Raw genomic sequence first — 24,435 nt, 5'->3', positions numbered from 1 at the left:
TCCCCCTGACGGTGGTTCAGAATCGGGCGCGCCGACGGGCGCGGGATGGGGCGGGCTCCGGATCGGGCTCGGCGGCCTCGGCGGGAGCCGCCGGAGCGGCCGGGCGGTGCTGGGCGAGGCGGGTCTCGCAATGGTCCAGCCAGCGGATCTCGGCCTCGGTCTGGAAGATCAGCTGCTCCAGCACCAGCAGCCAGGCCAGGTCCGACCCGCTCTCCTGGGCGGTCAGCGCCTGCCCCTTGAGCCGGGTGTAGTCCTGGAGCGCCTTCATGCTGTGCCGGCGCTGCCCCTGCACCACGGAGGTCACGTCCACGCCGGGCACGGTGACCGCCATCGCCAGCTTGATCGCCAGCTCGTCCCGGGGCGGATTGGTGCGCGGCACCGGGGTGTCGAACCAGCTGCGCAGCTCCGCGCGTCCCTTCTCGGTGACGGCGTAGAACACGTGTCCCTCGTCGTCCTCACCGTCCGGGACCACCAGGCCGTCGCGCTCCAGGCGGCCCAGCGTGGTGTAGACCTGGCCGACGTTGAGCGGCCAGGTGGCCCCGGTGCGGGCCTCGAATTCGGTTCTCAGCTGGTAGCCGTAGCGCGGGCCCTGGTCGAGCAGGGCGAGCAGACCGTGACGGATGGACATACCGAGTATGTATACCCGGTATGCCCCACCGGCTCAAGCGCAGCCGGTACCGTCATGCCTTGTGAGCCAGCTGCGCATCGCCACCTTCAACCTGCTGCACGGCCGCCCGCTGGCCGCCGACGGCAGCCCCCTGCCCTTCCCCGCCGAGCCCGGCGAACCGCTGGCCGAGGCGGTCGCCGCCCTGGACGCGGACGTGCTCGCGCTCCAGGAGGTGGACCGGTACCAGGAGCGCTCCGGCCTCACCGACCAGACGGCGGTGGCCGCCAAGGCGATGGGCGCGGGCGACTGGCGGTTCGCCGCCGCGTTGCACGGCCGCCCGGCGGCCGGCGCCGGCTGGGTCCTCGACCGGGACCGCCCCGGCCTCCAGGTCTACGGCCCCGCCGAGGCCGGCACCGCCCTCGAAGTCCCCTCCTACGGCACCGCGCTGCTGACCCGACTGCCCGTCAGCCACTGGCGGGCCCGCCGCTTCGCCCCCGCGCCGTTCGGCCTCCCGCTCCGGGTCGCCGGGCGACGCGGGCTCACCCCCGTCCCGGACGAGCCCCGGGCCGCGCTGGCGGCCGTCCTCCGGGGGCGGCAGGGCGAGTTCACCGTGGTGGCCACCCACCTGTCCTTCGTGCCGGGGTGGAACATGGCGCAGCTCGCGTCGATCCGGCGGTGGATCGCCGACCTGCCCGGACCGCACCTGGTGCTCGGCGACTTCAACCTGATCGGGGCCGTGCCGCGCACCGTCCTCGGCGGGGCCGCCGCCCTCGGCCAGCGGCCGGCCCGCCAGCCGGGGCCCCGGCGCCGCCGCGTCCTGCGCGGCTGGCACGACCTCGCGAAGACCCCGACCTACCCCTCGCACCGCCCGGCCGTCCAGTTCGACCACGTGCTGGCGATGGGCGTCCCCCGCACCGCCGTCGGCACCATCACGGCCCCGCGCACCCCGGTCTCCGACCACCGCCCGCTCCTGGTCGAGGTCGACCTCTAGCCCCGGGGTCACCAGGTCCGGTCACGGCACCCCCCAGCACTCGCCCGGCAGGGCCCCACGGCGCGACGACCAATCGCGGCACCCCAGGGGGCGAGGCTCTGCTGGTGCGCGGCTCCGCCACGGGGCGCGCGTACGGAAGGCAGCTGGTGCAACTGACCCACTGTCAGCACGTTGCACCAGCTGCCTTCCCACACCGCGCAGTTCCTCGCGCCCCTGGGCACCTGCCCTACCGAAGGTCGCGCGTCCGTCCACCGCCCGTCAGGCCGTCGGCACCAGCTCCGTGGTGGCCTGCTGCGGCAACTGCACGGGCTCGTGGTGCAGCAGCAGCATCGCCGCGTCGTCCCCGAGCTTGTGCCCGACGTGCCGCACCACGTCCTCGTGCAGCCGCCGCAGCACCTCGGCCGGCGAACCGACCGCGCAGTACGGCAGCCGCTCCGCCAGCGGGTAGAACGCGCCCCGGTGGTCCCGGGCCTCGATGACGCCGTCGGTGAAGAGCAGGATGCGGTCGCCGGGCGCCACGGTGAGCCGCTGGACCGGCGGCCGGACGTCGGCCGGGTCCAGCACCCCGAGCGGGGGCACCGTCTCGGGCAGCTCCAGGGCCCGGGCCGGCGAGCCCGGGGTGAGCAGCAACGGTGCCGGGTGGCCGCAGTTGACGATCTCCACCGACCCGTCCGGACGGACTCCGATCAGCACCAGGGTGACGAACTCCTCCTCCACCCCGGGGTGTTCGCCCTCGTGCAGCACCCGGTCCAGGCTGACGGCCAGCCAACCCGCGACCCGGTCCAGCTCCGGCTCCTGGTGGGCGGCCTCGCGGAAGGCACCGAGCACGGCCGCCGCCGTCTCGACCGCCGCCAGCCCCTTGCCCCGTACGTCGCCGACCACGGCCCGCACCCCGTGCCGGGTGTTGACCACCTCGTACAGGTCGCCGCCGATGGAGGCGTGGGCGGCGGCGGCCGCGTAGTGGACGGCGGCCCGGACGCAGCCGAGCCGGTCGGGGACGGAGCGGAGCAGCACCCGGCGGGCCACCTCGGCGACCAGCTGGGCCTCGGCGAGGGCCTGCTCCTGACGGACCCTCAGGGTGGCGCTGACCCAGCCGATGCCGCCGACCAGGGCGATGGCCAGCACGGTGGCGGTGTGCACGGACTGGCCGAGCACGCCGTTGTACCAGGCGAGCAGGAAGGCGACGGCTTCGGTGGCGAGGCCGACCACCAGTGGGTACCAGGTGCGCCGGCTGACCACGGCGGCCAGTGCGGGCACGGCGGTGAGGGCGGGTTCGACGGTCAGCGCGGTGGCGCTGAACCAGTCCAGGGCGAGTATCAGCAGCATGCCGATGAACGGCAGTGCCATCGAGGTCTTCGGCCACGTTCCGGTGACCGTCCCCGGCACGGCTCCCGGGGAGGGCCCCGCGAGCCGGTCCTTGATCCATCCGGTCGCGCTCAACTTCGGTCTCTCCAGCGAGGGTGCGCAGGCTCCCGTGGGCACCTGCGGTGATGACTGAGGGTCAGAGGTGGGGCCCTGCCCGGCGGCCGGAGTACCTTGATTGACCGGTTACCGACCCCACAATAGGCGCGAAACGTGCAGGAAGCACAGGTTTCGCACGCTGCCGTGACGGCCTGGATGCGCTGCGTGACTCATTAGTCACTATTCCCGATCAGAAGCCTCGTCAACTCTTTTCGCCCCGGCAGTCCTGACGGTCTGTCGACCCGCCCGCTGCGGACGTACAGGAACGAGGCGGTGACCTGCTCCGGGTCGACCCCCACCGTCTCGGCCCACGCCAGCCGGTAGACGGCGAGCTGGAGCGGATCGGCGGCCTCGTCCCGCTGGGTCTTCCAGTCCACCACCTCCCAGCGCTCGCCGGCCCGTGACCCTGAGCCACCGTCACCGTCCCGGTAGACCGCGTCGATCCGGCCGCGCACCACCCGCCCGCCCAGCACCAGCTGCACCGGCACCTCGACCCGGTGGGGCCGCCGCCCGGCGTACGGGCTGCGCAGGAAGGCCTCCTTGAGCCGCTCCAGGTCGTGCTCGTCCTCGATGCCCTCGTCGTCCAGGCCGGGCAGCGCGTCCGGACCGACCAGCGGCAGCTCCTCGTACGGCAGCTCGTACTGGGCCTGGATCCAGGCGTGGAAGCGGGTGCCCCGGCGGGCGGCCGGCTGCGGAGGGCGGGGCATCGGGCGGGCCAGGTCGCGGGCGAAGCCGTCCGGGTCCGCGTTGAGGCGCAGCAGCTGGGTGGCGGAGAGCGAGGCGGGCAGCTCCACCTCGCGGACCGAGCGGCGGGACCGGGCCAGCTCGCCCAGCAGGGCCGTCAGGTCGCGGTCCCATGAGGCGATCCGGCGCTCGTCCTCGGCGGCGTACCGCTCCGGCGGCGGGGCGGGCTGCCCGGCCAGCCGGCGGTGCACCACCTCGGCCACCCGGCGGCGGGCCTGCTGGGCCCCGGCGTCCAGCGGCAGCGGCCAGGGGGTCTCCACCGAGGTGTCCAGCGCCGGGTTCTCGGCCTCCGGCAGCGGTGGGTCGGCCCAGAGCTCGACCTCGCCGTTGCCCGGCCGCTCGGCGTGCTCGCGCAGCGCGGTGAGGAAGGCGGACGGGCCCCGGCGGCGCTTCTGGCTCGGTCCCCACCAGTGCCCGGAGGCGAGCAGCAGCTCGCGCGGGCGGGTGAAGGCGACGTAGCCGAGCCGCAGCTCCTCGATCCGGCCGTGCTCGGCCATCTCGGCCTTGAAGTCCTTCATGTCACGCGGCGTCAGGTCCGCCAGCTCCGGCAGGGTGGCGGCGTCACCGCGCAGCCGGTGCGGCAGCACCTGCTTGGTGCTGGTCCAGCGCTCCCGGCCCCGACTGCTCGGGAAGGCGTCCTTGACCAGTCCGGGGACGGCCACCACGTCCCACTCCAGGCCCTTGGACTTGTGCGCGGTGAGCACCTTCACCGTGTCCTCGCCGCCGGGCAGGCTGCTGTCCAGACCGCGTTCGTACTCCTGGGCGGCCCGCAGGAAGGCCAGGAAGGCGGTCAGCCCCGGATCGCCGTCCAGGTCGGCGAAGCCGGCCGCCACGTCCAGGAAGGAGTGCAGCGTCTCCCGCCGCCGGGCGGCCAGCGCGCTCGGCGAGGAGGAGAGCTCGACCTCCAGGCCGGTGACGGTGAGCACCCGGTGCAGCACGTCCATCAGCGGCTCGGCCAGCACCCGGCGCAAGTCCCTCATCTCACGCGCCAGTTGGGCGAAGCGGTGGCGGGCCTCGGGCGAGAACGGCAGCTCGTCCGGCTGCTCGCTGTCGATGAAGGTCTCCAGCGCGTCGGCCAGCGAGACCACCTCGGTCGGGTCGGTCTCGGCCACCGCCGAGGCCAGCGGATCGCCGCCCTCGGCCCGCCCGGTGCGCACCAGCTCGGCCGCCCGGCGGCCCAGCAGCGCCAGGTCGCGCGGGCCGGTCCGCCAGCGCGGGCCGACCAGCAGCCGCACCAGCGAGGCGTTCGCGGTCGGGTCCTGGAGCACCTCGCAGACCGCCACCAGGTCGGCCACCTCGGGGAGTTGGAGCAGCCCGCCGAGTCCGACCACCTCCACCGGCACCTCCCGGGCGACCAGCGCGGCGTGGATGTCCGGGAAGGCCGAACCGCCCCGGCAGAGCACCGCGATCCGCCCCGGCGGGGTACCGGTCGCGGTCAGGTGGGCGATCCGGTCGGCCAGCCAGTCGATCTCCTCGGCGTGGGTGGGCAGCAGCGCGCAGCGCAGGTAGCCGTCCGCCTCGGCGCCGGGTGCCGGGCGGAGCGCCTCCACCCCCGCGTGCATCTCCCGCAGCGGGGCGGCGAGTCCGTTGGCGAAGGCGAGCAGCCGGCCGCCGCTGCGGCGGTTCTCGCTCAGCGCGTAGCGGTGCGCCGGGGAGCCGTCCGCGCGCGGGAAGTGCCGGGGGAAGTCGTCCAGGTTCGCCACCGAGGCGCCGCGCCAGCCGTAGATGGCCTGGCACGGGTCGCCGACGGCGGTCACCGGGTGGCCGCCCTCGGTGCCGAACAGCCCGGCCAGCATGAGGCGTTGGGCCACCGAGGTGTCCTGGTACTCGTCCAGCAGCACCACCTTGAACTGCTCCCGCAGCAGCCGCCCGACCTCCGGGCGCTGCTGGGCGAGGCGGGCCGAGGCGGCGATCTGGTCGCCGAAGTCCATCAGGTTGGCCCGCTGCTTGCGGCGGCGGTACTCCTCCACCAGCTCCAGCAGCTCCAGCCGGGCCCGGGCGGTCACCGGGATCGGGCGCAGGTCGTCGTTGCTGAGCTTCGCGGTGGCGGCGCGGTCCAGCAGCTCCAGGTCGAAGGCCCGGAGCCGCTCCGGCTCCACCAGGTGCTCGGCCAGCTCGGAGTCGAGCGCCACCAGCTCGGCCACCAGGCTGCTGAACGCGCCGGTCAGGTGCGGGTACGGGCCGCGCGAGGAGCGCAGCACCCGGGCGGCCAGCTGGTACCTGGTCGCGTCGGCCAGCAGCCGGACGTCGGGCTCGATGCCCAGGCGCAGCCCGTGCTCCTTGAGCAGCCGCCCGGCGAACGAGTGGTACGTCGAGATCTCCGGCTCGCCGAGCACCTCCTCCTCCGGACCGGCCACCCCCGCCCGGTGCAGCGCCGCCCGGACCCGCTCGGCCAGCTCCCCCGCCGCCTTGTTGGTGAACGTCAGCCCGAGCACCTGCTCCGGCCCCACCGCCCCCGACCCGACCAGCCACACCACCCGGGCCGCCATCACCGTGGTCTTCCCCGACCCGGCCCCCGCCACGATCACCCCCGGCTCCAGCGGGGCCCCGATCGCGGCCACCTGCTCCGGGTTGAACGGCACCCCGAGCAGCGCCTTCAACTCCTCGGGGCTGGTCAGCACGGATCGCATCCGGCAAGCCTAAGGCGGGCTCCTGACGAAGGTGGTCGCCCCGGGGCGCAGGTGACCGCACCAGTACGGAAGGCGGACGGGTGGGAGGTAGAGGCGGCGAGCCGGTCGTACGCGCTGCCGTTCCCCCGTGCGCAGTTCCCCCGCACCCTGCGGCGGAGGCTCGCCCCCGGCGTGCCCGGCACGCCGGCCTCGGCCCCTCAGTCCAGCAGCTGGCGCCCGTCCCGTTGGGCCGAGCAGGAGGCCCGGAACGAGCAGCGCGCGCAGCCCTCGCCCGCCTTGGGCGTGAAGCGCTCCGAGAGCACCCGCCCCGCCGACTCCGCCAGCAGCCCTTCGATCCACGGCTCGGCCGGCGGCCCCTGGTGCTGTACCTTCGGCGCCTCCGGCTCCTTCTTCGACGCCTCGGCCCGCAGGTGCACCAGCTCCGCACCGCCGACCTCGACGCCCTCCCCCAGCCCCTCGACCCCGTCCAACGCCCCGCTCCGGGCCGCCAGCTGGTAGACCGCCAGCTGCTTGTGCTCGGGCAGCGACCTGTCCGTCGGCAGCTGCTTGCCGGTCTTGAAGTCGACCACGTAGACCCGGCCCGCCGTGTCCTGCTCGACCCGGTCCATCGACCCCCGGATCCGGACCGCGATGTCCCCGACCGGCAGGGTCAGGTCGAAGTCCTGCTCGGTGGCGACGGTCACCCGGCCCCGCTCCAGCACGTGCCAGTGCAGGAAGCGCTCCAGCGCCGCCCGCGCCTGCTCCTTCTCCTGCCCGGACTTCCACGGCGCGTCGAAGGCCAGCGCGTCCCAGACCGTGTCCAGCCGCTCCATCAGCACCGCCAGGTCCGCCGGGGTGCGCCCGGAGCCGACCTCGTCGGCCAGCGCGTGCACCACGTTCCCGAAGCCCTGGGCCGCCGTGGTGGTGGTACCCGCCCGGACGTCCTTCTCCAGGAACCAGCGCAGCGAGCAGCCGTCCAGCTGCTCCAGCCCGCTGCCCGAGAGCCGGACCGGCTCGGCCGGGTCCCGCAGCGGCACCGCCGACTCGGTCCGGTCCACCAGGCCCCACCACCGGTCGGGGTGGGCGGCGGGCACCAGCGGCACGCCGTCCTCCTCGGCCGCCGTGGCCAGCACCGCCAGCCGCTCCCCCGCCGCCCGCCGCAGCTCCGGCGACTGCACCGGGTCCACGGTCACCGCGCGCAGCTCGGCGACCAGCGCGGCCACCGAGAGCGGGCGCTTCGGACGGTGCGTCACCTCCTCCACCGTCACCGGCGGGGTGCGGCGCAGCACCTTCCCCGACTGCCGGTCGACCTCCTCGCGGTAGAGCTCGCGCAGGAAGCGTGACGGTTCGTCACCGTCTTCGCTGGGCGCCTTGACCGCCGTCACCACCAGGCGCTCCTTGGCCCGGGTGACGGCGGTGTAGAAGAGGCGGCGCTCCTCACCGAGCAGGGCGCCCGGGGAGAGCGGTTCGGCCAGGCCGTCCCGGCCGATCCGGTCGGCCTCCAGCAGCGAACCCCGGCGGCGCAGGTCGGGCCAGAGTCCCTCCTGCACCCCGGCCACCACCACCAGCCGCCACTCCAGTCCCTTGGATCGGTGTGCGGTCATCAGCCGGACGGCCTCCGGGCGGACGGCCCGCACCGTCAGGGTGTCGGCCGCGATGTCCTGGGCCTCCAGCTCGGCCAGCAGCTCCAGTGCGCTGCGGTGCCCGGCGGACTGCTCCTCGGCCCGGGCGGCGGTCTCGAACAGGGCGCAGAGCGCGTCCAGGTCCCGGTCCGCGTTCCGCCCGGCGGGGCCGCCGCCCCGGAGTGCGGCCCGCTCCAGGCGCTCCCGCCAGCGGCGCGCGCCGTCCCAGAGCTGCCAGAGCCCCTCCTCCGCGCTGCCACCCCCCGCCAGCAGCTCGCGCACCTTCCGCAGCAGCATGCCCAGCTCCAGCGCCCGCCGGGCGTACGAGGGCTCCATCGCCACCAGCCGTTCGGGCTCGGCGAGCGCCTCCCGGATCAGCTCCTCGGCCGACCGCACCACCACCGGGCCAGCCGCACCGCCACCCGACGCCCCGTCACCCGGGACGCCGCCACCCGACGCACCGTCAGCCGACGCCCCGTCACCCGGGACAGCGCCGTCCGACACCCCGTCAGCCGTCCCGCCCCGCAGCGCCTGCCGCTCCTCCTCCCGCAGCGCCCGCCCGAGCCGCCGCAGGTCCGAACCGTCCAGCCCGCCGAGCGGCCCGGTCAGCAGCGCGTGCGCCTGCTCCGCGTCGCACTCCTCCGCCGGGTGCGCGCACACCCGCAGCGCGGCCAGCAGCGCGGCCACCGCCGGCTCCTCGCGCAGCGGCAGGTCGTCACCGTCGATCTCCAGCGGCACCCCGGCCGCGCCCAGCGCCCGCCGCACCCCGGGGATGGACCGGGCACCGGCCCGGACCAGCACCGCCATCTCGCCCCACGGCACCCCGTCCTCCAGGTGGGCCCGGCGCAGCAGATCGGCGATCGAGTCCAGCTCGGCCCCGGGCGTGGGGTAGGTGTACACCTCGACCCGGCCGCCCTCCCGGGACGGCAGCAGGGAGCGGTGCTGGGCCAGCTTGTCGGCGGGCAGCCGGCCCATCGGCATCCGGCCGGTCAGCTCCCGGGCCGCCGCCAGCAGGACGGCGCCGGAGCGGCGGGAGACCCGGAGCACCTTGACCTCGGCGGGGCTGCCGTCGGCCCGGGGGAAGGCGTGCGGGAAGTCCAGGATGCCGTTCAGGTCGGCGCCCCGGAAGGCGTAGATCGACTGGTCCGGGTCACCGACCACCACCAGGTCCCGGCCACCGCCCGCGAGCTGGCGCAGCAGCCGGACCTGGGAGGGGTCGGTGTCCTGGTACTCGTCCACGAACACCACGTCGTACTTCTCCCGCAGCTGCCCGCCCACCTCCGGACGCTCCGCCAGCAGGACGGCGCGGTGCACCAGTTCGGCGTAGTCCAGCACCCCGCGCAGGTCCAGCACGTCCAGGTACTCGGCCAGGAAGTGCGCGGCGGCGGACCAGTCCGGCCGCTGCACCCCGTCCGCGAACCGGGCCAGCTCGGTGCCGCCGAGCCCGAGCTCCCGGCTGCGGGCCAGCACCGCGCGGACCTCGTCGGCGAAGCCGCGGGTGGTCAGGCAGGCCCGCAGGTCCAGCGGCCAGTCGAAGCGCGCGGTGCCCGCCCGGGCGTCCTCGGCGCCGCCGGCCAGCAGCTCACGGACCATCACGTCCTGCTCCGGGCCGGAGAGCAGCCGCAGCGGTTCGGCGTAGGCGTCGGGCGACTGGTGCGCGCGCAGCAGGGCGTAGCAGAAGGAGTGGAAGGTGGTGGCCTGCGGAGTGGCCGAGCCGTTCCCGAGCCGGGCGGTCATCCGGTCGCGGAGCTCGGCGGCGGCCTTGCGGCTGAAGGTCAGCACCAGGATCCGCTCCGGGTCGGTGCCGCGCTCGATCCGCCGCACCACCGACTCCACCAGCGTGGTGGTCTTGCCCGTTCCCGGTCCGGCCAGTACCAGCAGCGGGCCGTCCTCGTGGTCGGCCACCGCCCGCTGGTACGCGTCCAGCGCAGGAGGCACCGGCTGTGCCAGTGCACTGCGGACCAGACGGAACGGAGAAGCCATCCGACGAGCGTAACCCTCGTACGAAGATCGGCTAACCGCCGTCCCAGCGCGCCTTCTTGAGGTCCACCCGGGGCTCGCCGCCCACGGTCCTCAGCGGTGTGCCCTCGACCCGGTACTCGGGCAGCGCCCGGTGCTCGTGGCCGGGCAGCGGCCGTCCGTCGGCCCGGATCACCCGCCACCAGGGCACCCCGGAGCCGTACAGCGCCATCACCCGGCCGACCTGACGGGGGCCGCCCTGGCCGAGGTACTCGGCCACGTCCCCGTACGTCATCACCCGGCCCGGCGGGATCCGCTCGGTCAGTTCGAGCACCGACTCGACGTACGGCGGAAGCTCATCCGGCGGCTCACGGTTCGTCACTCTGGCATCCTGCCAAACAGCACCGACAGCCGGAGCCCGTCCGGGGGATTCGCCGCGCCCGATGCGGCCCCTGTCCCATGCCGGTGCCCCCGGCATGCCACCATCTGTCGGGGCGGTGAGTGGTGATACGAGGACAAGACCAGATGACCGGGACGGCAGACGTGGACGTGGAAGAGGGCCCTGCGGAGCCCGCCACCGTCCGGCCGTCGGGCTCCCCGGAGCCACCGGTCAGCACGACCGAGGGGGAAGAGGGAGTGGCCGACGAGCCACCGAACGGCGAGCACCTCGCCGTCGACGAGCCGCTGCTGGCGGCCCGGGCGCACCGACCGTCCGACCTGCTCCGGTTCCTGGCCGGGCTGCTCGGGATAGTGGCCCTCTTCCTGGTGGCCCGGTTCGCGGTCTCCACCACCTCGGGCCTGGAGACCGACATCTCCAAGAACGCCGAGCACATCCCGAGCTGGCTCACCACCGTCGCCGGCCTGGTCTCCAGCATCGCGGTGCTCGCCGTGCCGCTCTCCTTCGCGGTGGAGCGGCTGATCAAGCGGGACGGCCTGCGGGTCGCCGACGGCGTGCTGGCCTCGGTGCTGGCCTACGGGGTCTCGCTCGGCGTGGACTGGTGGGTGGCGGCCGGGGCACCGAGCGAGGTGCGGAACGCGCTGACCCAGTTCCCGCCCGGCTCGCAGTCGCTGACCGACCCGGTGCACGGCTACCTGGCCCCGGTGATCGCCTACATGACCGCCGTCGGCATGTCGAGCAGACCCCGGTGGCGGGTGGCCCTCTGGTCGGTGGTGCTGCTCAGCGGCCTGACCGAGCTGGCCAGCGGCTACACCACCGTGCTCTCGCTGATCCTGACGGTGCTGATCGGCTGGTCGGTGGCCTACGCCACGCTGTACGCCATCGGCTCGCCGAACATCCGCCCCACCGGCCAGCACCTGATGATCGGCCTGCGCAAGGTCGGCTTCTCCCCCTCCGTCGCGCACGGCGCGCCCGACGCCCCCGGCGGCGCCCGGCGCTACTACGTCGAGCAGGTCTCCGGACCGCCGCTGGACGTCCACGTGATCGACCGCGAGCAGCAGGCATCCGGCTTCTTCTACCGCGCCTGGCGCCGCGTCAGGCTCCGCTCGGTGGCCGTCCGGCGCAGCCCCCAGTCGCTCCGCCAGGCACTGGAGCAGGAGGCCCTGATCGCCTACGCGGCCACCGCCTCCGGGGCCCGCGCCCCGCAGCTGGTGGCCACCTCCGAGCTCGGCCCGGACGCCGCCGTGCTGGTCTACGAGAAGCTGACGGGCCGTCCGCTGGACGAGCTGGCGGACGACGAGGTCACCGACGAGGCGATGGCCTCGTTCTGGGAGGCGGTCGACGCGCTGCACCAGCGCCGGATCGCGCACCGCCGGCTGACCGGCGAGTCGCTCCTCGTGGTGGACGAGAAGACCGGCTACCTGGTCAACCTCTCCGGCGGGGACATCGCGGCCGGTGACCTGACCCTGCGGATCGACATCGCCCAGCTGCTCACCACCTTCGCCCTGCGGGTGGGCCCGGAGCGCGCGGTGGCCACCGCCAACCTGGTGCTCAGCGCCGACCGGGTGGCCGCTTCGCTCCCGCTGCTCCAGCCGGTCGCCCTGAACCGCGGCAGCCGGGCCGACCTGAGCCGGCTGAACAAGGCGCGCAAGTCCACCGCCCAGGCCCTGGCCCTGGAGCAGGTCGCGGCCGGGGAGCGCACCCAGCAACAGGCCGAGGAGGACATCGCGATCGCGAGCGAGGACCTGCTCAGCCGGATTCGCGGCCAGATCCTCCAGGTCGTCCCGGAAGCACCGCTGGCCCCCGAGAAGCTGGAACGGCTGAAGCCGAAGACCGTGATCACGGTGGTGGCGCTGGCGTTCGCCGCGTACTTCGCGCTGACCGCCATCAAGCCCGAGCAGTTCAACCTCGACCGGATGAACTGGGCCTGGGCGGCAGCCGCCCTGGCCGCCTCGGCGATGAGCTACATCGCCGCCTCGATGAGCCTCACCGGCTTCGTGCTGGAGCGGCTGCCGTTCCGGCGCACGGTGGCGGCCCAGGTGGCCGGCTCCTTCGTGAAGCTGGTGGCGCCCGCCGCGATCGGCGGCATCGCCCTGAACACCCGTTACCTCCAGAAGGCCGGCATCCGCCCGGTCCAGGCGGTGGCCAGCGTCGGTGCCTCCCAACTGGCCGGGCTCGGCGGGCACCTGTTCCTGCTGTTCACCTTCGGCCTGATCGCCGGTGGCCAGCGGCAGGCCGAGGGCAACGGTGAGTTCGGCACGTCGCGGGCCCTGATCATCGGCGTGCTGAGCACGGCCGTGCTCGCCCTGGTGATCGCGGCGGTCGGCCCGATACGGCGCTTCGTGGTGACCAGGGTGCGGGCCCTGTTCTTCGGCGTGGTGCCCCGGATGCTCGACCTGATGCAGAACCCGCAGAAGCTGCTCACCGGCTTCGGCGGCATCCTGCTGCTGACGCTCAGCTTCACCGCCTGCCTGGACGCCTCCATCCGGGCGTTCGGGTACACGATGAGCTTCTCGGCCGTCGCGGTGGTCTTCCTGACCGCCAACGCGGCGGGCTCCGCCATCCCGACCCCCGGTGGCATCGGCGCGGTCGAGGTCACCCTCATCGGCACCCTGACCTTCACCGGTGTCCCGGCCACCGTCGCCACCCCGGCAGTCTTCCTCTACCGGCTGCTGACCTTCTGGCTGCCCGTCATCCCCGGCTGGATCTGCTACAACGTGCTCCAGCGCAAGGACGCGCTCTAGGAACGCCGAAGGGGCGGGCGGCCACCGGCCGCCCGCCCCTTCCGTCTGCCGACGGACCGTCAGTAGGACGGCTTGTGCGGCTCGATCTGGTTCACCCAGCCGAGCACGCCGCCGCCCAGGTGGACCGCGTCGGAGAAGCCGGCCGACTTGAGGACCGCCAACACCTCGGCCGAGCGGACGCCCGACTTGCAGTGCAGCACGATCTTCTTGTCCTGCGGCAGGGACTCCAGCGCGTTCCCCATCAGGAACTCGTTCTTCGGGATCAGCGTGGCGCCGGGGATCGAGACGATCTCGTACTCGCCGGGCTCGCGGACGTCGATCAGGAAGATGTCCTCCTCGTCGTCCTGCCACTGCTTGAGCTGCTTCGAGGTGATGGTCGAACCGGCGGCGGCCTCCTGGGCCTCCTCGGAGACCACGCCGCAGAACGACTCGTAGTCGATCAGCTCGGTGACCGTCGGGTTCTCGCTGCAGACCGCGCAGTTCGGGTCCTTGCGGATCTTGACCTGACGGTAGTTCATCTCCAGGGCGTCGTAGATCATCAGACGGCCCACCAGCGGCTCGCCGACCCCGGCCAGCAGCTTGATCGCCTCGGTGACCTGGATCGAGCCGATCGAGGCGCAGAGCACCCCGAGCACGCCGCCCTCGGCGCAGGACGGGACCATGCCCGGCGGCGGGGCCTCCGGGTAGAGGCAGCGGTAGCAGGGGCCGTGCTCGGCCCAGAACACGCTGGCCTGGCCGTCGAAGCGGTAGATCGAGCCCCAGACGTACGGCTTGCCGAGCAGCACGGCCGCGTCGTTCACCAGGTACCGGGTGGCGAAGTTGTCGGTGCCGTCGACGATCAGGTCGTAGCCGGAGAAGATCTCCATCACGTTGTCGTTGTCGAGGCGGTCCTCGTGCAGGATCACGTTGACGTACGGGTTGATCTCCAGCACGGAGTTCTTCGCCGACTCGGCCTTGGAGCGGCCGATGTCCGACTGGCCGTGGATGATCTGGCGCTGGAGGTTGGACTCGTCCACCGTGTCGAACTCGACGATCCCGAGCGTGCCGACACCGGCGGCGGCCAGGTACATCAGGGCGGGCGAGCCGAGGCCGCCGGCGCCGACGCAGAGCACCTTGGCGTTCTTCAGCCGCTTCTGCCCGGCCATCCCGACGTCCGGGATGATCAGGTGGCGGGAGTACCGGCGGACCTCGTCGATGGTGAGCTCGGCGGCCGGCTCTACCAGGGGTGGCAGCGACACAGTGACTCCGATGGTCGTCAGTTCGGGGCTTGGCGGGCCACCGAAGTGGCTCTGCTACGCCAACAGTGTCACTCGACCGAGGTATTCCGAGACAGCAGGTCCGCCTGGTGAGACACCCTCCGCCGGATCGTGGGACCGCGCCGGATCTCCGCAACACCCCTGGTGAGAGCGGGCGGTGACGCCTCAGACCCGACAGGCCGTCTCCAGCCAGATGTCCCCCAGCGACTCCTCCAGCGGCACCTGTGTCCGCCAGCCGAGACGGTCCCGGGCGGTCCGGGCGTCCGCCTGCCGCCACTGCACCGGCTCTCCCCCGGGGCGGAACGGCGGGTACTGCGGCGGGTGGTCCCCGCCCGTGCCCCCGGCCGCGCCCGGCCCCGGCTGGCCGGGCAGCACGGCCGGGCGGGCGTCCTCGCTGATGGAGCCCTCGAACCCGGCCGCCCGGAGCAGCAGCTGCGCCCCGTCCCGGGCCCGGACGGCGTGGCCGCTGCCGATGTTGATCACCCCGGTGGCCGCCGAGACGGCCGCCGACTGCACCGCCCTGGCCACGTCCCGGACGTCGACGAAATCCCGGTATCCGGACAGGTCCGGCATCCGCACCTGCCGCTCGCCCTGCTCCAGCGCGCGGCGCAGCCCCTCCGCCAGCCGTCCGAACAGCGAGGCGGCCGGCGAGCCCGGCCCGACCACGTCGAACACCCGCAGCACCGCCGCGTCCAGCCCGCTGGCCAGCACCAGCTCCGTCCCGGCCAGCTTGGAGACCCCGTACGGGCCGGACGGCCTGGGCTCGGCGTGCTCCGAGATCGGCACCCCGGCGGGCATCGGCCCGTACTCCGCCGCCGAGCCGATGTGCACCAGCCGGGCCGGCTCCCGGCTGCGCCGGATCGCCTCGCAGACGGTGGCCACCGCCAGCGTGTTGGAGCGGATCAGCGTCCGGGAGCTGCCGTACGTGGCCCCCGCGCAGTTGATCACCACCTGCGGCGCCACCGCGTCCAGGAACCTCGCCAGCGCCCCGGGGCTCCCGGCGGTCAGGTCGAAGCGGATGTCGGCCGAGTCCCGCCGGCCCAGCACGGTGACCTGGAGGTCCGGTTCGTCCAGCAGTCGCTCGGCGACCCGGCGGCCGATGAAACCGTCGGCGCCCAACAGCAGCACCCTCATCTGGGGTGTCCTTCCACGAGAATCCATTGCGAACGAGAAGATCGAGGAGGGGCCGGAGCCCCTCAGGGGTCGCGGTGTGCGCCGGGCCGGCCCAGCACCAGCCACGCGTACGGCAGCAGCACCGCCGCCACCGGGGCACAGGCCAGCACCTGCGCGGCCGGGGCTCCGTGCTGAGCCACCGTCAGCAGCGCCCGGCCCGCGCCCGCCGCGACCAGCCCCGCCACCGCCGGGCCCGGCCGGCCGCAGCGCAGCAGGACGACGGCCGGCAGCAGCACCAGCCCCAGCACCAGCTGCCCGGCCCACTGCGGGCCGCTCGCCCGGAGCAGCGCTGCCTCGAACAGCCCCGCACCCTGCGGGGCCGGGTCCGCCGCGGCGAGCAGCAACAGGCCCCCGAAGCCGAGCGCGGTCACCGCCAGCGCGTGCAGCCCGACCGCGACCGGGAGCACCGGCCGCATCAGGGCCCGGAAGTCCGCGAGGGTCCGGGCCGCCGCCAGGTGCCCCCGGCCGACCTGCCGCACCCACCCCACGGCCCACTCCGCCGCGCCGGCCCCCACCGCGGCCGCCACCCCCGGCACCCCGCCGCCCAGCACCGCCCCCACCAGCAGCCCGCCCACGGCCACCCCGGCCAGCAGGCGGGCGGCAGGCACCCCGGCGCGCGGCGGAAGACCCGGCCCCGGGTGCCGGGTACGGCCGTCCCCTCGTACGTGGTGGTCCTGTACCCGGTGGTCCGTACCCGGTACCCGGGTCACCCCCCGCGCACGGTCCCCCGCGCCCCCCGTCAGCCCCGCCGGCCGACTCGCCGCCCAGGCCAGCCACCCGCCGCACAGCACCGCCAACGGCCCCCGCGCCGCAGGCGACACCGCACAGCCCACCGCCAGCACCCCGGCCGGCGCCCCGTGCCGGACGGCACTGCGCAGCGCCGCCCCGACCCGCTCCCGCCACCGCGCCCCGCCCGCCGCGGCCATCGGCCGGGGCGGGTGGCGCGGCACCCGGGCGTACAGTTCCTCGGCCAGCGAGAAGACGTCCGCGTGCCGGTACCGGGCCGCCTCGCCCGGCCCGATGCCCGAGTCCTCCAGCGCGGCGGCTATCTCCAGGGCGTCCACCGCCTGCTCGCAGACCGAGCGGTGACGCGCCATCAACTCCCGGACCGGGTCCGCGACCTCCCCGGGCATCAGACCGCTTCCTTCAGCGGCTCCGCCTCGACCGCGGCAGCCGCACCGGCCCCCGCACCCGCCACGTCCTCGGCCCCGACCGGCCCCGCCACCCAGTACTCGGCCGGGCGTGCGAACGGCCGCACCTCCGCCCTGACACCCCTGGCCCCGCCCCTGGCGGTCCGGCCGGCCTTCTCCTCCGCCTCCGCCACCGGGTAGGCCGGGAAGCGCGAGACCAGCTCCAGGTAGACCTCCCGGAAGGCGGTCACCACCGGCTCCACCGCGAACCGTTCCTGCGCCCGCAGCCGCCCGGCCAGCCCCAGCCGGGCCCGCCGCTCCTCGTCACCGAGCAGGGCCAGGCAGGCGGCGGCCAGCGCGGCCGGATCGCGGGGCGGCACCAGCAGGCCGGTCGGCCCGACCACCTCCCGGGCCACTCCGACCTCGGTGGAGACCACCGCCCGGCCGCTCAGCATGGCGTCGGCCAGCAGCCGCGGGCTGCGCTGGGCCAGCGCCGAGAAGACCACCACCTGCCCGGCCTCCCAGGCCTCGGCCGCACCGCCCGCCGGCCGCCCCTCGAAGGAGACCGCGGCGCCCACCCCGAGCTTCTCCGCGATCCCGCGCAGGTGCTCCAGGTACCCGGGCGCGCCCTCCTCCCCGTACAGCCGCAGCCGCGCGCCGGGCAGCTCGGCCCGCACCCGGGCGAAGGCGTGCAGCACCAGCGCCGGGTCCCGCCCGGGCTCCAGCGCCCCGGCCCAGACCAGCACCGGCCGCTCCGGCTCCGGCCCGGCGGCCGGCCGGGCCACCGCCGGGGTGCCCTCGTGCACCACCCGGACCCGGGCCGGGTCGGCCCCGCACCGCTCCTGCCAGCGCCGGTCGTAGTCGCTGCCGGGGGTGAGCACGGCGGCCTGACGGTACGTCTCCTCGGTGAGCTGCCGGAAGAAGGCGATCAGCAGCGCCCGCACCGGCCAGCGGTAGGGCGCGGTGCGCCAGCTCCGGTACTGCTCGCGCAGGTGCAGCCCGTGCTCGGTGACCACGAACGGCACCCCGTGCAGCTGCTTGGCCACCAGCGCGGGCAGCGCCGCCGGGCCGCCGCCGACCACGTGGCACAGGTCGGCCCCGCCGAGCCCGTCCTCCCCCGTCCCGTACCAGGGGGCGGAGAGCGGACGCAGGCACTGCTCCAGCAGGTCGGCCGCCACCAGCACGTCCTGCACCTGCGGCTGCCCGGCCGCCGTCTCGGCCCCGGGCGAGCGCCAGACCTGCTCCAGCACCCGCTGGGCCGGGCCGGAGGCCAGGAAGGCGGGCAGCGCGCCGTCCTCCCGGCCGAGCGCGGCCAGCCGGTGCAGCGCGGGCCCGAAGGACCCCTTCTCCCCGGGTATCACCAGCGATCTCACCAGGGCCCGGTACGCCTGGGCGTACGACCGCCGCCGGTGCAGCGCGGGCCCCCGCCCCCGGGGCCGCCGGCCCCAGATCGGCAGCTCCCGGACGGGCAGCCGCCCACTCCCGGCCCCACTGCCCTCCCCGAGCACGTACAACCGGAACTCGTGCTCGGCCAGGCCCTCGGCCAGCCGTCCGCACCAGCCGTCGGCACGGCTCGCGTACGAGTGGGAACTCTCGGTGATCAGGGCAATGCGCACGACGACCTCCAGGGCGCGGCGGTTCGTGGTGACCGGGTGCGGTCACGTGACGGCGTCAGCCCACGTACCGGTACTCAGAACCCGCGCGGCTCCTCCGGGACACCCGGAGCGGCGCGCTTCCCCCACACCTGTTCGGTCCGACACCACGAAGGTAGAACGAATCGCTGAGAACCCCTCCGGCCTGGACGGAGGGGCCACCTGAACGAGTGAAACCGCGTGACCTCGGCCCGGCCGCGCCGTTCCGCGCGCCCGCTGACCGGTCGTCAGCTCCCCTGCGCCACCCCGGAGTCCACCGGCCCGACCGCCGCCAGCAGCTCCCGCACCGCCCGCGCCACCCGCTCCGGGTGCTCCAGCATCGCCACGTGCCCGGCCTCCGGCAGCACCAGCAGCCGGGCGTCCGCGAAGGCCGCGCACGCCCGGGCGGCGGAGCGGTAGGAGACCAGCCGGTCCTTGAGCCCGTACACCAGCAGCACCGGCGCCTTCACCTGCGCGGCCTGCCGCCAGAGCGACTGGTCCCCGCGCTCGGTGTACGCCGAGACGATCCCGCGCGCCGACCCGGCCAGCACCGCCAGCGCGTACGGCAGCCCGGACCGGCGCCGGTACTCGGCCACCGCCCGGTCCCACTGGCCCGACGGCACCGCGCCCGGGTCGCCGTAGACCAGCGCCAGCAGCTGCCGGGTGGCCGCCTCGACGTCGCCGCCGGGCGCCCGCCGCCGGCCCAGCAGACCGGCCACCCCCGGCACCGCCAGCAGGCCGGTCGGCCAGGCGCTGCGCTGCGGGGGCAGCTCGGGCAGGGCCGGCGAGATCAGGGTCAGACTGCGCACCAGATCGGGCCGGACGGCGGCCAGCCGGACCGCGACGGCGCCGCCCAGCGAGTTGCCGAACAGGTGCACCGGCCCGCGCCCGGACGCCTCCAGGTACCCGATCACCGCCCGGACGTGCCCGTTGACCGAGAGGTTGCCGTCCTGCGGGGGCGCCGACCAGCCGAAGCCGGGCAGGTCCACCGCCTCGGCGTCCAGCACGTCGGAGAGCTCGGTCATCAGCTCGGTCCAGTTGTCCCCCGAGCCACCGAGCCCGTGCACGAAGAGCGCCGCCGGCAGACCCTCGGCCCGCGCGGCCGGCCCGTGCACCGCCAGCACCGCCCCCGGGACCTCCACGCTCCGCCGCTCCGCGCCCGTGCCGTCCGCCACCCGCTGCTCAGTGCTCATGGACGGAGATCGTAGTGAGCGGGCGGGGGCCGGCCCAGTCCCCCGCGCACCCCCGGCGCCGTCTCGTCCTCTGGACACCGCAGGTCGGCCCCGTATTGTGGGCATCCGACAAGGGGGCAGAGGGGTAATTGATCGGCGCTCGCCCGGCGCGGAACCGGTTACCCAAAAGTAGAATCAGACACCTCTGCCAGCCACGCCCGGCACACCGTCCCCGTCCCGGGCGTGCCGCAGACCGAGAAGTGAGGAGCGCCCGTGTCGGCCGTCCAGGAGGCTCAGGAGCGCCCGCGCGGCGCCCGCCTGCCGCGCAGCGCCCGTCGTGAACAACTGCTCGGTGCCGCGCAGGAGGTGTTCGTCGCCCAGGGCTACCACGCTGCGGCGATGGACGACATCGCCGACCGCGCCGGGGTCAGCAAGCCCGTCCTCTACCAGCACTTCCCCGGGAAGCTGGAGCTCTACCTCGCGCTGCTGGACAAGCACTGCGACGCGCTGGTCGAGGCCACCCGGGACGCCCTCGCCGCCACCACCGACAACAAGCAGCGGGTGGCCGCCACCATGGAGGCGTACTTCAACTACGTCTCCAGCGAGTCCGGCGCCTTCCGCCTGGTCTTCGAGTCCGACCTGACGAACGAGCCCGCCGTCCGCGAGCGGGTCGAGCGGGCCGCCGACGCCAGCGCCACCCTGGTCAGCCAGGTGATCGCCGAGGACACCGACCTGCCCGACGCCGAGTCCAAGCTGCTCGCGGTCGGTGTCTGCGGCCTGGCCCAGATCACCGCCCGGTACTGGCTCTCGCAGAACCTGGAGATCCCCCGGGACGCCGCCGTCAAGCTGGTCGCCAGCCTGGCCTGGCGCGGCCTCAAGGGCTTCCCGATGCACCCGGGCTCCGAGGGCGCGGAGTCCGCCGGCTGACGGGTGATCACCCGACCTTCGCCGACCGGTGAGACCGGTGCTCTATGGTGAAGCCGTACGACGCGAGGGCCGCGAACGGCGGTCCGAGCGCACCGCTGACTGCAAACCCGGAGGGACGGAAGCCGTGGAGGTCAAGATCGGCGTGCAGCACGCGCCCCGAGAGATCGTTCTCGAGAGCTCGCAGACTGCCGATGAGGTCGAGAGCGCGGTCGCCAAGGCGCTGGAGGGCACCTCGAAGCTCTTCACGCTGACCGACGAGCAGGGCCGCCGCGTCATCGTCCCGGCCGAGCGCCTGGCGTACGTGGAGATCGGCGAGCCGAGCGTGCGCAAGGTCGGCTTCGGCACCAGCTGAGGCACGGCGGCGAACGGCCGTCTCGAACGCGGAAGGCCGCCCCACCGTCCGGTGGGGCGGCCTTCCGCGTTCGAGCGCGCGTACCACAGGTCGGTACGGGGTAGGGGCGGGGTGGCACCCCCGCCCCCGGCCCCACACCTGGGAGGCCCGCCCGTGGTCCTGCAGACGATCGCCTTCGCCGCCATAGGGCTCGCCGTCGCCGCCGTGGCGCTGCTGCTGTTCGCCGACTTCTACCCGTTCTCCCGGGTGCTGACGGTCGGTACCGCCGTGGTCTCGGCCCTGCTCGGCGGGGTGGTCTCCGGCTACGCCCTGGACGGCCGGCTGCCCGGCCTGGTCCTGCTGCTCTCGGCGGTCAGCTCGGGCCTGCTGCTCTCCGTCCTGGCCCGCCCGGACCGGGCGGCCGGCCACGGACGGCACCGGCACGCCTGATCCGCCGTCAGGACGCGAGCCCCAGGGCGGCCATCCGCCGGGTGTGCGCCTCGGTGATCCGGTTGAACATCTTGCCGACCTCGACCAGGTCGAAGCCCTGCACCTCGGCGCCGCCGACCAGCAGGTTGGAGAGCGCGTCCCGCTCCGCCACCACCCGCTGGGCCTGGCTGAGCGCCTCGCCCATCAGCCGCCGGCCCCAGAGCGCCAGGCGCCCGCCGACCCGGGGGTCCTCCTCGATCGCCTGCCGCACCCGGTCCACCGCGAACTGCGCGTGCCCGGTGTCGGCCGAGACCCCGAGCACCAGGTCCCGGGTGTCGTCGTCCAGCCGGACGGCCACCTCGCGGTAGAAGTCGGTCGCGATCGCGTCCCCGACGTACGCCTTCACCAGGCCCTCCAGCCAGTCCGAGGGCGCGGTCATCCGGTGGAAGTTCTCCAGCGGCTCGACGAACGGGGTCATCACCTCGGTCGGGTCGGCCCCGACCTCGACCAGCCGGTCGTGCAGCTGCTGGTAGTGCTGGTACTCGTGCGAGGCCATCTTGGCCAGCGCGGCCTTGTCCACCAGCCCGGGGGCGAACTTGGCGTCCTCGGCCAGCCGCTCGAAGGCGCTCAGCTCGCCGTAGGCGAGCGCACCGAGCAGGTCCAGCACCGCGGCCCGGTACCCCGGGTCGACCGCCCGGGCGTCCCAGCCGCCGATCGAGGCGGGGGTGTCGGGAGTGACGGAAGCGTCCAGCGGGGTGCCGTCGTCGGCGGCCTGAGTCTCCATTCCCGTCACCCTAGTACCTCGCTGAACAGGCGGGGTCTGCGCGGAGTAGGGCACGTCACGTGTTCGAGTCGTCGCCTGACTGTATGGTGGTAGTGAGGCCCGATGTATCCGGGCGGCACACGACGGTGCCGCGCAGGACACCGGGCGTTCACGTACGCGGATGCCCGGTCGGAGAGCCGATCGGCTCCGACCATGGCCCGGACTTCGGGCCCTGGCACCGCATCAGTGGCCGAGCGAGGGCCGCCGCGGACCACGCCGCCCCCCGGCGCAGGTCCCGCGCCGCGCCCCTCAAGGGAATCCTCCCCGACGCCGCCGCACCCCGCGCCCCCTCCGGGCCGCTCGGGTCGGCAGGGCACAGGGGCCGGCGCGGTTGTGCGACCTCGTGACGACGGAGCGGGCTGCAGGACGGCCCGACACCTCGCGCGGGGCTGCCCGCCGCCCTCTCGCTCTCGGCCCACCCACATGGAAGAGGCAGCACCCTGTCCACCACCGCTGAACCCACCAAGACCACCTTCCGGGACCTGGGCATCCTGGCCGAGACCGCCGAGGCCCTGGAGGCCGTCGGGATCGTCCACCCGTTCCCGATCCAGGAGATGACCCTGCCGGTCGCGCTGACCGGCCACGACGTCATCGGCCAGGCCAAGACCGGCACCGGCAAGACCCTCGGCTTCGGCCTCCCGCTGATCGAGCGGGTCGTCGTCAAGGCCGACGTGGACGCCGGCCGGGCCACCCCCGACCAGCTCTCGGACAGCCCGCAGGCGCTCATCGTGGTGCCCACCCGCGAGCTCTGCACCCAGGTCACCAACGACCTGCAGACCGCCGGCAAGGTCCGCGACGTGCGGGTCCTCGCCATCTACGGCGGCCGGGCCTACGAGCCGCAGGTCGAGGCGCTGAAGAAGGGCGTCGACATCATCGTCGGCACCCCCGGCCGCCTGCTCGACCTGGCCGGCCAGCGCAAGCTGGACCTCTCGAAGGTCAAGGCGCTGGTCCTCGACGAGGCCGACGAGATGCTCGACCTGGGCTTCCTGCCGGACGTCGAGAAGATCATCACCATGCTGCCGGCCAAGCGGCAGACCCTGCTCTTCTCGGCCACCATGCCCGGCCAGGTCATCTCGCTGGCCCGCCGCTACATGAGCCAGCCGACCCACATCCGGGCCGCCGCCCCGGACGACACCGGCGCCACCGTGGCCAACATCGAGCAGCACGTCTTCCGTGCCCACTCGCTCGACAAGGTCGAGATGGTCTCCCGCATCCTCCAGGCCGACGGCCGGGGCCTGGCGATGATCTTCTGCCGGACCAAGCGCACCGCCGCCGACGTGGCCGACCAGCTGACCCAGCGCGGCTTCGCGGCCGGCGCGGTCCACGGCGACCTCGGCCAGGGCGCCCGCGAGCAGGCGCTGCGCGCGTTCCGCTCGGGCAAGGTGGACGTGCTGGTCTGCACCGACGTCGCCGCCCGCGGCATCGACGTCGAGGGCGTCACGCACGTCATCAACTACCAGTGCACCGAGGACGAGAAGACCTACCTGCACCGGATCGGCCGCACCGGCCGCGCCGGGGCCTCCGGCACCGCCGTGACCCTGGTCGACTGGGACGACATCCCGCGCTGGCAGCTGATCAACAAGGCGCTGGACCTGCCGTTCAGCGACCCGGAGGAGACCTACTCCACCTCCGCGCACCTCTACGAGCTGCTGAAGATCGCGCCGGGCACCACCGGTGTGCTGCCGCGCTCCGAGCGGACCCGGGCCGGTCTGAAGGCGGAGGAGATCGAGGACCTCGGCGAGACCGGCGGCCGTGGCGCCCGGACCCGTGGCGGCCGTCGTGGCGCTCCCGCGGCCGAGGCCGCCGCCCCGGTCGCCGAGAAGCCGGCCCGCAAGCCGCGCGAGCGTCGTCGCACCCGTGGCGGCGTGGGCGCCGACGGCCAGGCCGTCGACACCGCCAAGGCCACCGAGGCCGCCCCGGTGATCCCGGCCCAGGCCGGCGAGGCCGCCCCGGCCGTCGAGGGCGAGGCCCCCAAGCGCCGTCGCCGCCGCCCGCGCGCGGCCGAGGCCGCCGTCGAGTCCCCCGCCACCGAGGCCGCCCCGGCCGTCGAGGGCGAGGCCCCCAAGCGCCGCACCCGGACCCGGACCCGCCGCCCGGCGGCCACCGAGGCCCCGGCCGCCGAGTAGTCCCCGCACCACCCCGACGGGGCCGGCCCTCCACCACGGAGCGCCGGCCCCGTCGCACTTCCCCGTCCCACGGCGGCAACGGTCGGGTCCTCCGGAGGCGCGCGAGGCGGAAGGCAACCAACCGTCCGCCGGGACCGGACGATCACCTGCACGTGATTCCCCGCACCCGGCCCACGGCTCCCACCTCCCGACCCGCGCAGTGCCCCGCGCCCCGGGGCGACCACCTGCCTCCCCCTCCGGGCAACCGCCCACCAGGCACGCGCGCCCCCGACTCGCCCGTCCGCCGCCCCGCACGCCCCCCGG

Annotated in this window: 17 protein-coding genes; 6 read left to right on the top strand and 11 right to left on the bottom strand. The window is 74.7% G+C overall.

All coding sequences use genetic code 11. The annotated features are described in order from the left end of the window. Positions 1-16 precede the first annotated feature (16 nt). On the bottom strand, positions 17-628 hold the full coding sequence (locus tag ACIRBX_RS20955) for a PadR family transcriptional regulator (protein WP_402298556.1): 612 nt from the start codon (positions 626-628) through the stop codon (positions 17-19). Positions 629-689: 61 nt separating this feature from the next. On the opposite strand from ACIRBX_RS20955, the gene ACIRBX_RS20950 reads away from it, so the two are divergent. Then, entirely contained in the window at positions 690-1,598 is a 909-nt protein-coding gene (locus tag ACIRBX_RS20950) for an endonuclease/exonuclease/phosphatase family protein (protein WP_402298555.1), read from the top strand. Between the two features lie 258 nt (positions 1,599-1,856). On the opposite strand, the gene ACIRBX_RS20945 is transcribed toward ACIRBX_RS20950, so the two are convergent. The 4 genes from ACIRBX_RS20945 to ACIRBX_RS20930 all read right to left on the bottom strand — a co-directional run bounded on the left by ACIRBX_RS20945 (position 1,857) and on the right by ACIRBX_RS20930 (position 10,375). Then, positions 1,857-3,038 (bottom strand): PP2C family protein-serine/threonine phosphatase, encoded by a 1,182-nt coding sequence (locus ACIRBX_RS20945; RefSeq protein ID WP_402298554.1) that lies wholly within the window; start codon positions 3,036-3,038, stop codon positions 1,857-1,859. A 194-nt stretch (positions 3,039-3,232) separates the two neighbouring features. After that, the gene (locus ACIRBX_RS20940; RefSeq protein WP_402298553.1) at positions 3,233-6,433 is read right to left on the bottom strand and encodes an ATP-dependent helicase; all 3,201 of its coding nucleotides are present in this window, start codon (positions 6,431-6,433) and stop codon (positions 3,233-3,235) included. Between the two features lie 197 nt (positions 6,434-6,630). After that, a complete protein-coding gene (locus tag ACIRBX_RS20935; RefSeq protein ID WP_402298552.1) occupies positions 6,631-10,017 on the bottom strand; it encodes an ATP-dependent helicase in 3,387 nt (1,128 codons plus the stop codon). A gap of 31 nt (positions 10,018-10,048) precedes the next feature. Then, entirely contained in the window at positions 10,049-10,375 is a 327-nt protein-coding gene (locus ACIRBX_RS20930) for an MGMT family protein (protein WP_402298551.1), read from the bottom strand. Between the two features lie 254 nt (positions 10,376-10,629). Between ACIRBX_RS20930 and ACIRBX_RS20925 the strand changes: the two genes are divergently transcribed. After that, complete coding sequence (locus ACIRBX_RS20925; protein WP_402298550.1) at positions 10,630-13,134, top strand: flippase-like domain-containing protein; 2,505 nt, start codon at positions 10,630-10,632, stop codon at positions 13,132-13,134. Positions 13,135-13,193: 59 nt separating this feature from the next. On the opposite strand, the gene moeZ is transcribed toward ACIRBX_RS20925, so the two are convergent. The 5 genes from moeZ to ACIRBX_RS20900 all read right to left on the bottom strand — a co-directional run bounded on the left by moeZ (position 13,194) and on the right by ACIRBX_RS20900 (position 19,517). After that, on the bottom strand, positions 13,194-14,372 hold the full coding sequence (gene moeZ / locus ACIRBX_RS20920) for an adenylyltransferase/sulfurtransferase MoeZ (RefSeq protein ID WP_402298549.1): 1,179 nt from the start codon (positions 14,370-14,372) through the stop codon (positions 13,194-13,196). Between the two features lie 183 nt (positions 14,373-14,555). Then, positions 14,556-15,524 (bottom strand): NAD-dependent epimerase/dehydratase family protein, encoded by a 969-nt coding sequence (locus tag ACIRBX_RS20915; RefSeq protein ID WP_402298548.1) that lies wholly within the window; start codon positions 15,522-15,524, stop codon positions 14,556-14,558. Positions 15,525-15,586: 62 nt separating this feature from the next. Further along, on the bottom strand, positions 15,587-16,696 hold the full coding sequence (locus ACIRBX_RS20910; RefSeq protein WP_402298547.1) for a hypothetical protein: 1,110 nt from the start codon (positions 16,694-16,696) through the stop codon (positions 15,587-15,589). Then, positions 16,696-18,309 carry a DUF3492 domain-containing protein gene (locus ACIRBX_RS20905; RefSeq protein WP_402298546.1) on the bottom strand — a complete coding sequence of 538 codons (1,614 nt, stop codon included), beginning with the start codon at positions 18,307-18,309 and terminating at the stop codon, positions 16,696-16,698. Before ACIRBX_RS20905 ends, ACIRBX_RS20910 begins: the two co-directional genes overlap by 1 nt. A 263-nt stretch (positions 18,310-18,572) precedes the next feature. Continuing rightward, positions 18,573-19,517, bottom strand: a complete 945-nt coding sequence (locus ACIRBX_RS20900) for an alpha/beta fold hydrolase (RefSeq protein WP_402298545.1) — start codon at positions 19,515-19,517, stop codon at positions 18,573-18,575. A gap of 252 nt (positions 19,518-19,769) precedes the next feature. Between ACIRBX_RS20900 and ACIRBX_RS20895 the strand changes: the two genes are divergently transcribed. From ACIRBX_RS20895 to ACIRBX_RS20885, 3 genes are all read left to right on the top strand, one after another. Further along, a complete protein-coding gene (locus ACIRBX_RS20895) occupies positions 19,770-20,423 on the top strand; it encodes a TetR/AcrR family transcriptional regulator (protein ID WP_402298544.1) in 654 nt (217 codons plus the stop codon). A gap of 124 nt (positions 20,424-20,547) precedes the next feature. Further along, positions 20,548-20,775: a DUF3107 domain-containing protein gene (locus tag ACIRBX_RS20890; RefSeq protein ID WP_402298543.1), complete on the top strand. Its 228-nt coding sequence runs from the start codon at positions 20,548-20,550 to the stop codon at positions 20,773-20,775. A 153-nt stretch (positions 20,776-20,928) separates the two neighbouring features. After that, entirely contained in the window at positions 20,929-21,204 is a 276-nt protein-coding gene (locus tag ACIRBX_RS20885) for a hypothetical protein (protein WP_402298542.1), read from the top strand. Positions 21,205-21,211: 7 nt separating this feature from the next. Here ACIRBX_RS20885 and ACIRBX_RS20880 read toward each other — a convergent pair whose 3' ends face one another. Beyond that, positions 21,212-21,967, bottom strand: a complete 756-nt coding sequence (locus ACIRBX_RS20880; protein ID WP_402298541.1) for a ferritin-like fold-containing protein — start codon at positions 21,965-21,967, stop codon at positions 21,212-21,214. A gap of 593 nt (positions 21,968-22,560) precedes the next feature. Here ACIRBX_RS20880 and ACIRBX_RS20875 point away from each other — a divergent pair. Next, on the top strand, positions 22,561-24,132 hold the full coding sequence (locus tag ACIRBX_RS20875) for a DEAD/DEAH box helicase (protein ID WP_402298540.1): 1,572 nt from the start codon (positions 22,561-22,563) through the stop codon (positions 24,130-24,132). Positions 24,133-24,435 lie beyond the last annotated feature (303 nt).

It is taken from the genome of Kitasatospora sp. NPDC096147 (assembly GCF_044763225.1).
GTDB lineage: Bacteria > Actinomycetota > Actinomycetes > Streptomycetales > Streptomycetaceae > Kitasatospora.
Note: the sequence above shows the minus strand (reverse complement) of the source record. Positions and strands in the feature narration are given on the sequence as shown.

Excerpts from the sequence above, each read along its gene's own strand:
- ACIRBX_RS20910 (WP_402298547.1), bottom strand. The coding sequence starts at position 16,696 with ATGCCCGGGGAGGTCGCGGACCCGGTCCGGGAGTTGATGGCGCGTCAC.
- ACIRBX_RS20915 (WP_402298548.1), bottom strand. The coding sequence starts at position 15,524 with ATGAGGGTGCTGCTGTTGGGCGCCGACGGTTTCATCGGCCGCCGGGTC.
- ACIRBX_RS20880 (WP_402298541.1), bottom strand. The coding sequence starts at position 21,967 with ATGGAGACTCAGGCCGCCGACGACGGCACCCCGCTGGACGCTTCCGTC.
- ACIRBX_RS20955 (WP_402298556.1), bottom strand. The coding sequence starts at position 628 with ATGTCCATCCGTCACGGTCTGCTCGCCCTGCTCGACCAGGGCCCGCGC.
- ACIRBX_RS20900 (WP_402298545.1), bottom strand. The coding sequence starts at position 19,517 with ATGAGCACTGAGCAGCGGGTGGCGGACGGCACGGGCGCGGAGCGGCGG.
- ACIRBX_RS20935 (WP_402298552.1), bottom strand. The coding sequence starts at position 10,017 with ATGGCTTCTCCGTTCCGTCTGGTCCGCAGTGCACTGGCACAGCCGGTG.
- ACIRBX_RS20940 (WP_402298553.1), bottom strand. The coding sequence starts at position 6,433 with ATGCGATCCGTGCTGACCAGCCCCGAGGAGTTGAAGGCGCTGCTCGGG.
- ACIRBX_RS20875 (WP_402298540.1), top strand. The coding sequence starts at position 22,561 with ATGACCCTGCCGGTCGCGCTGACCGGCCACGACGTCATCGGCCAGGCC.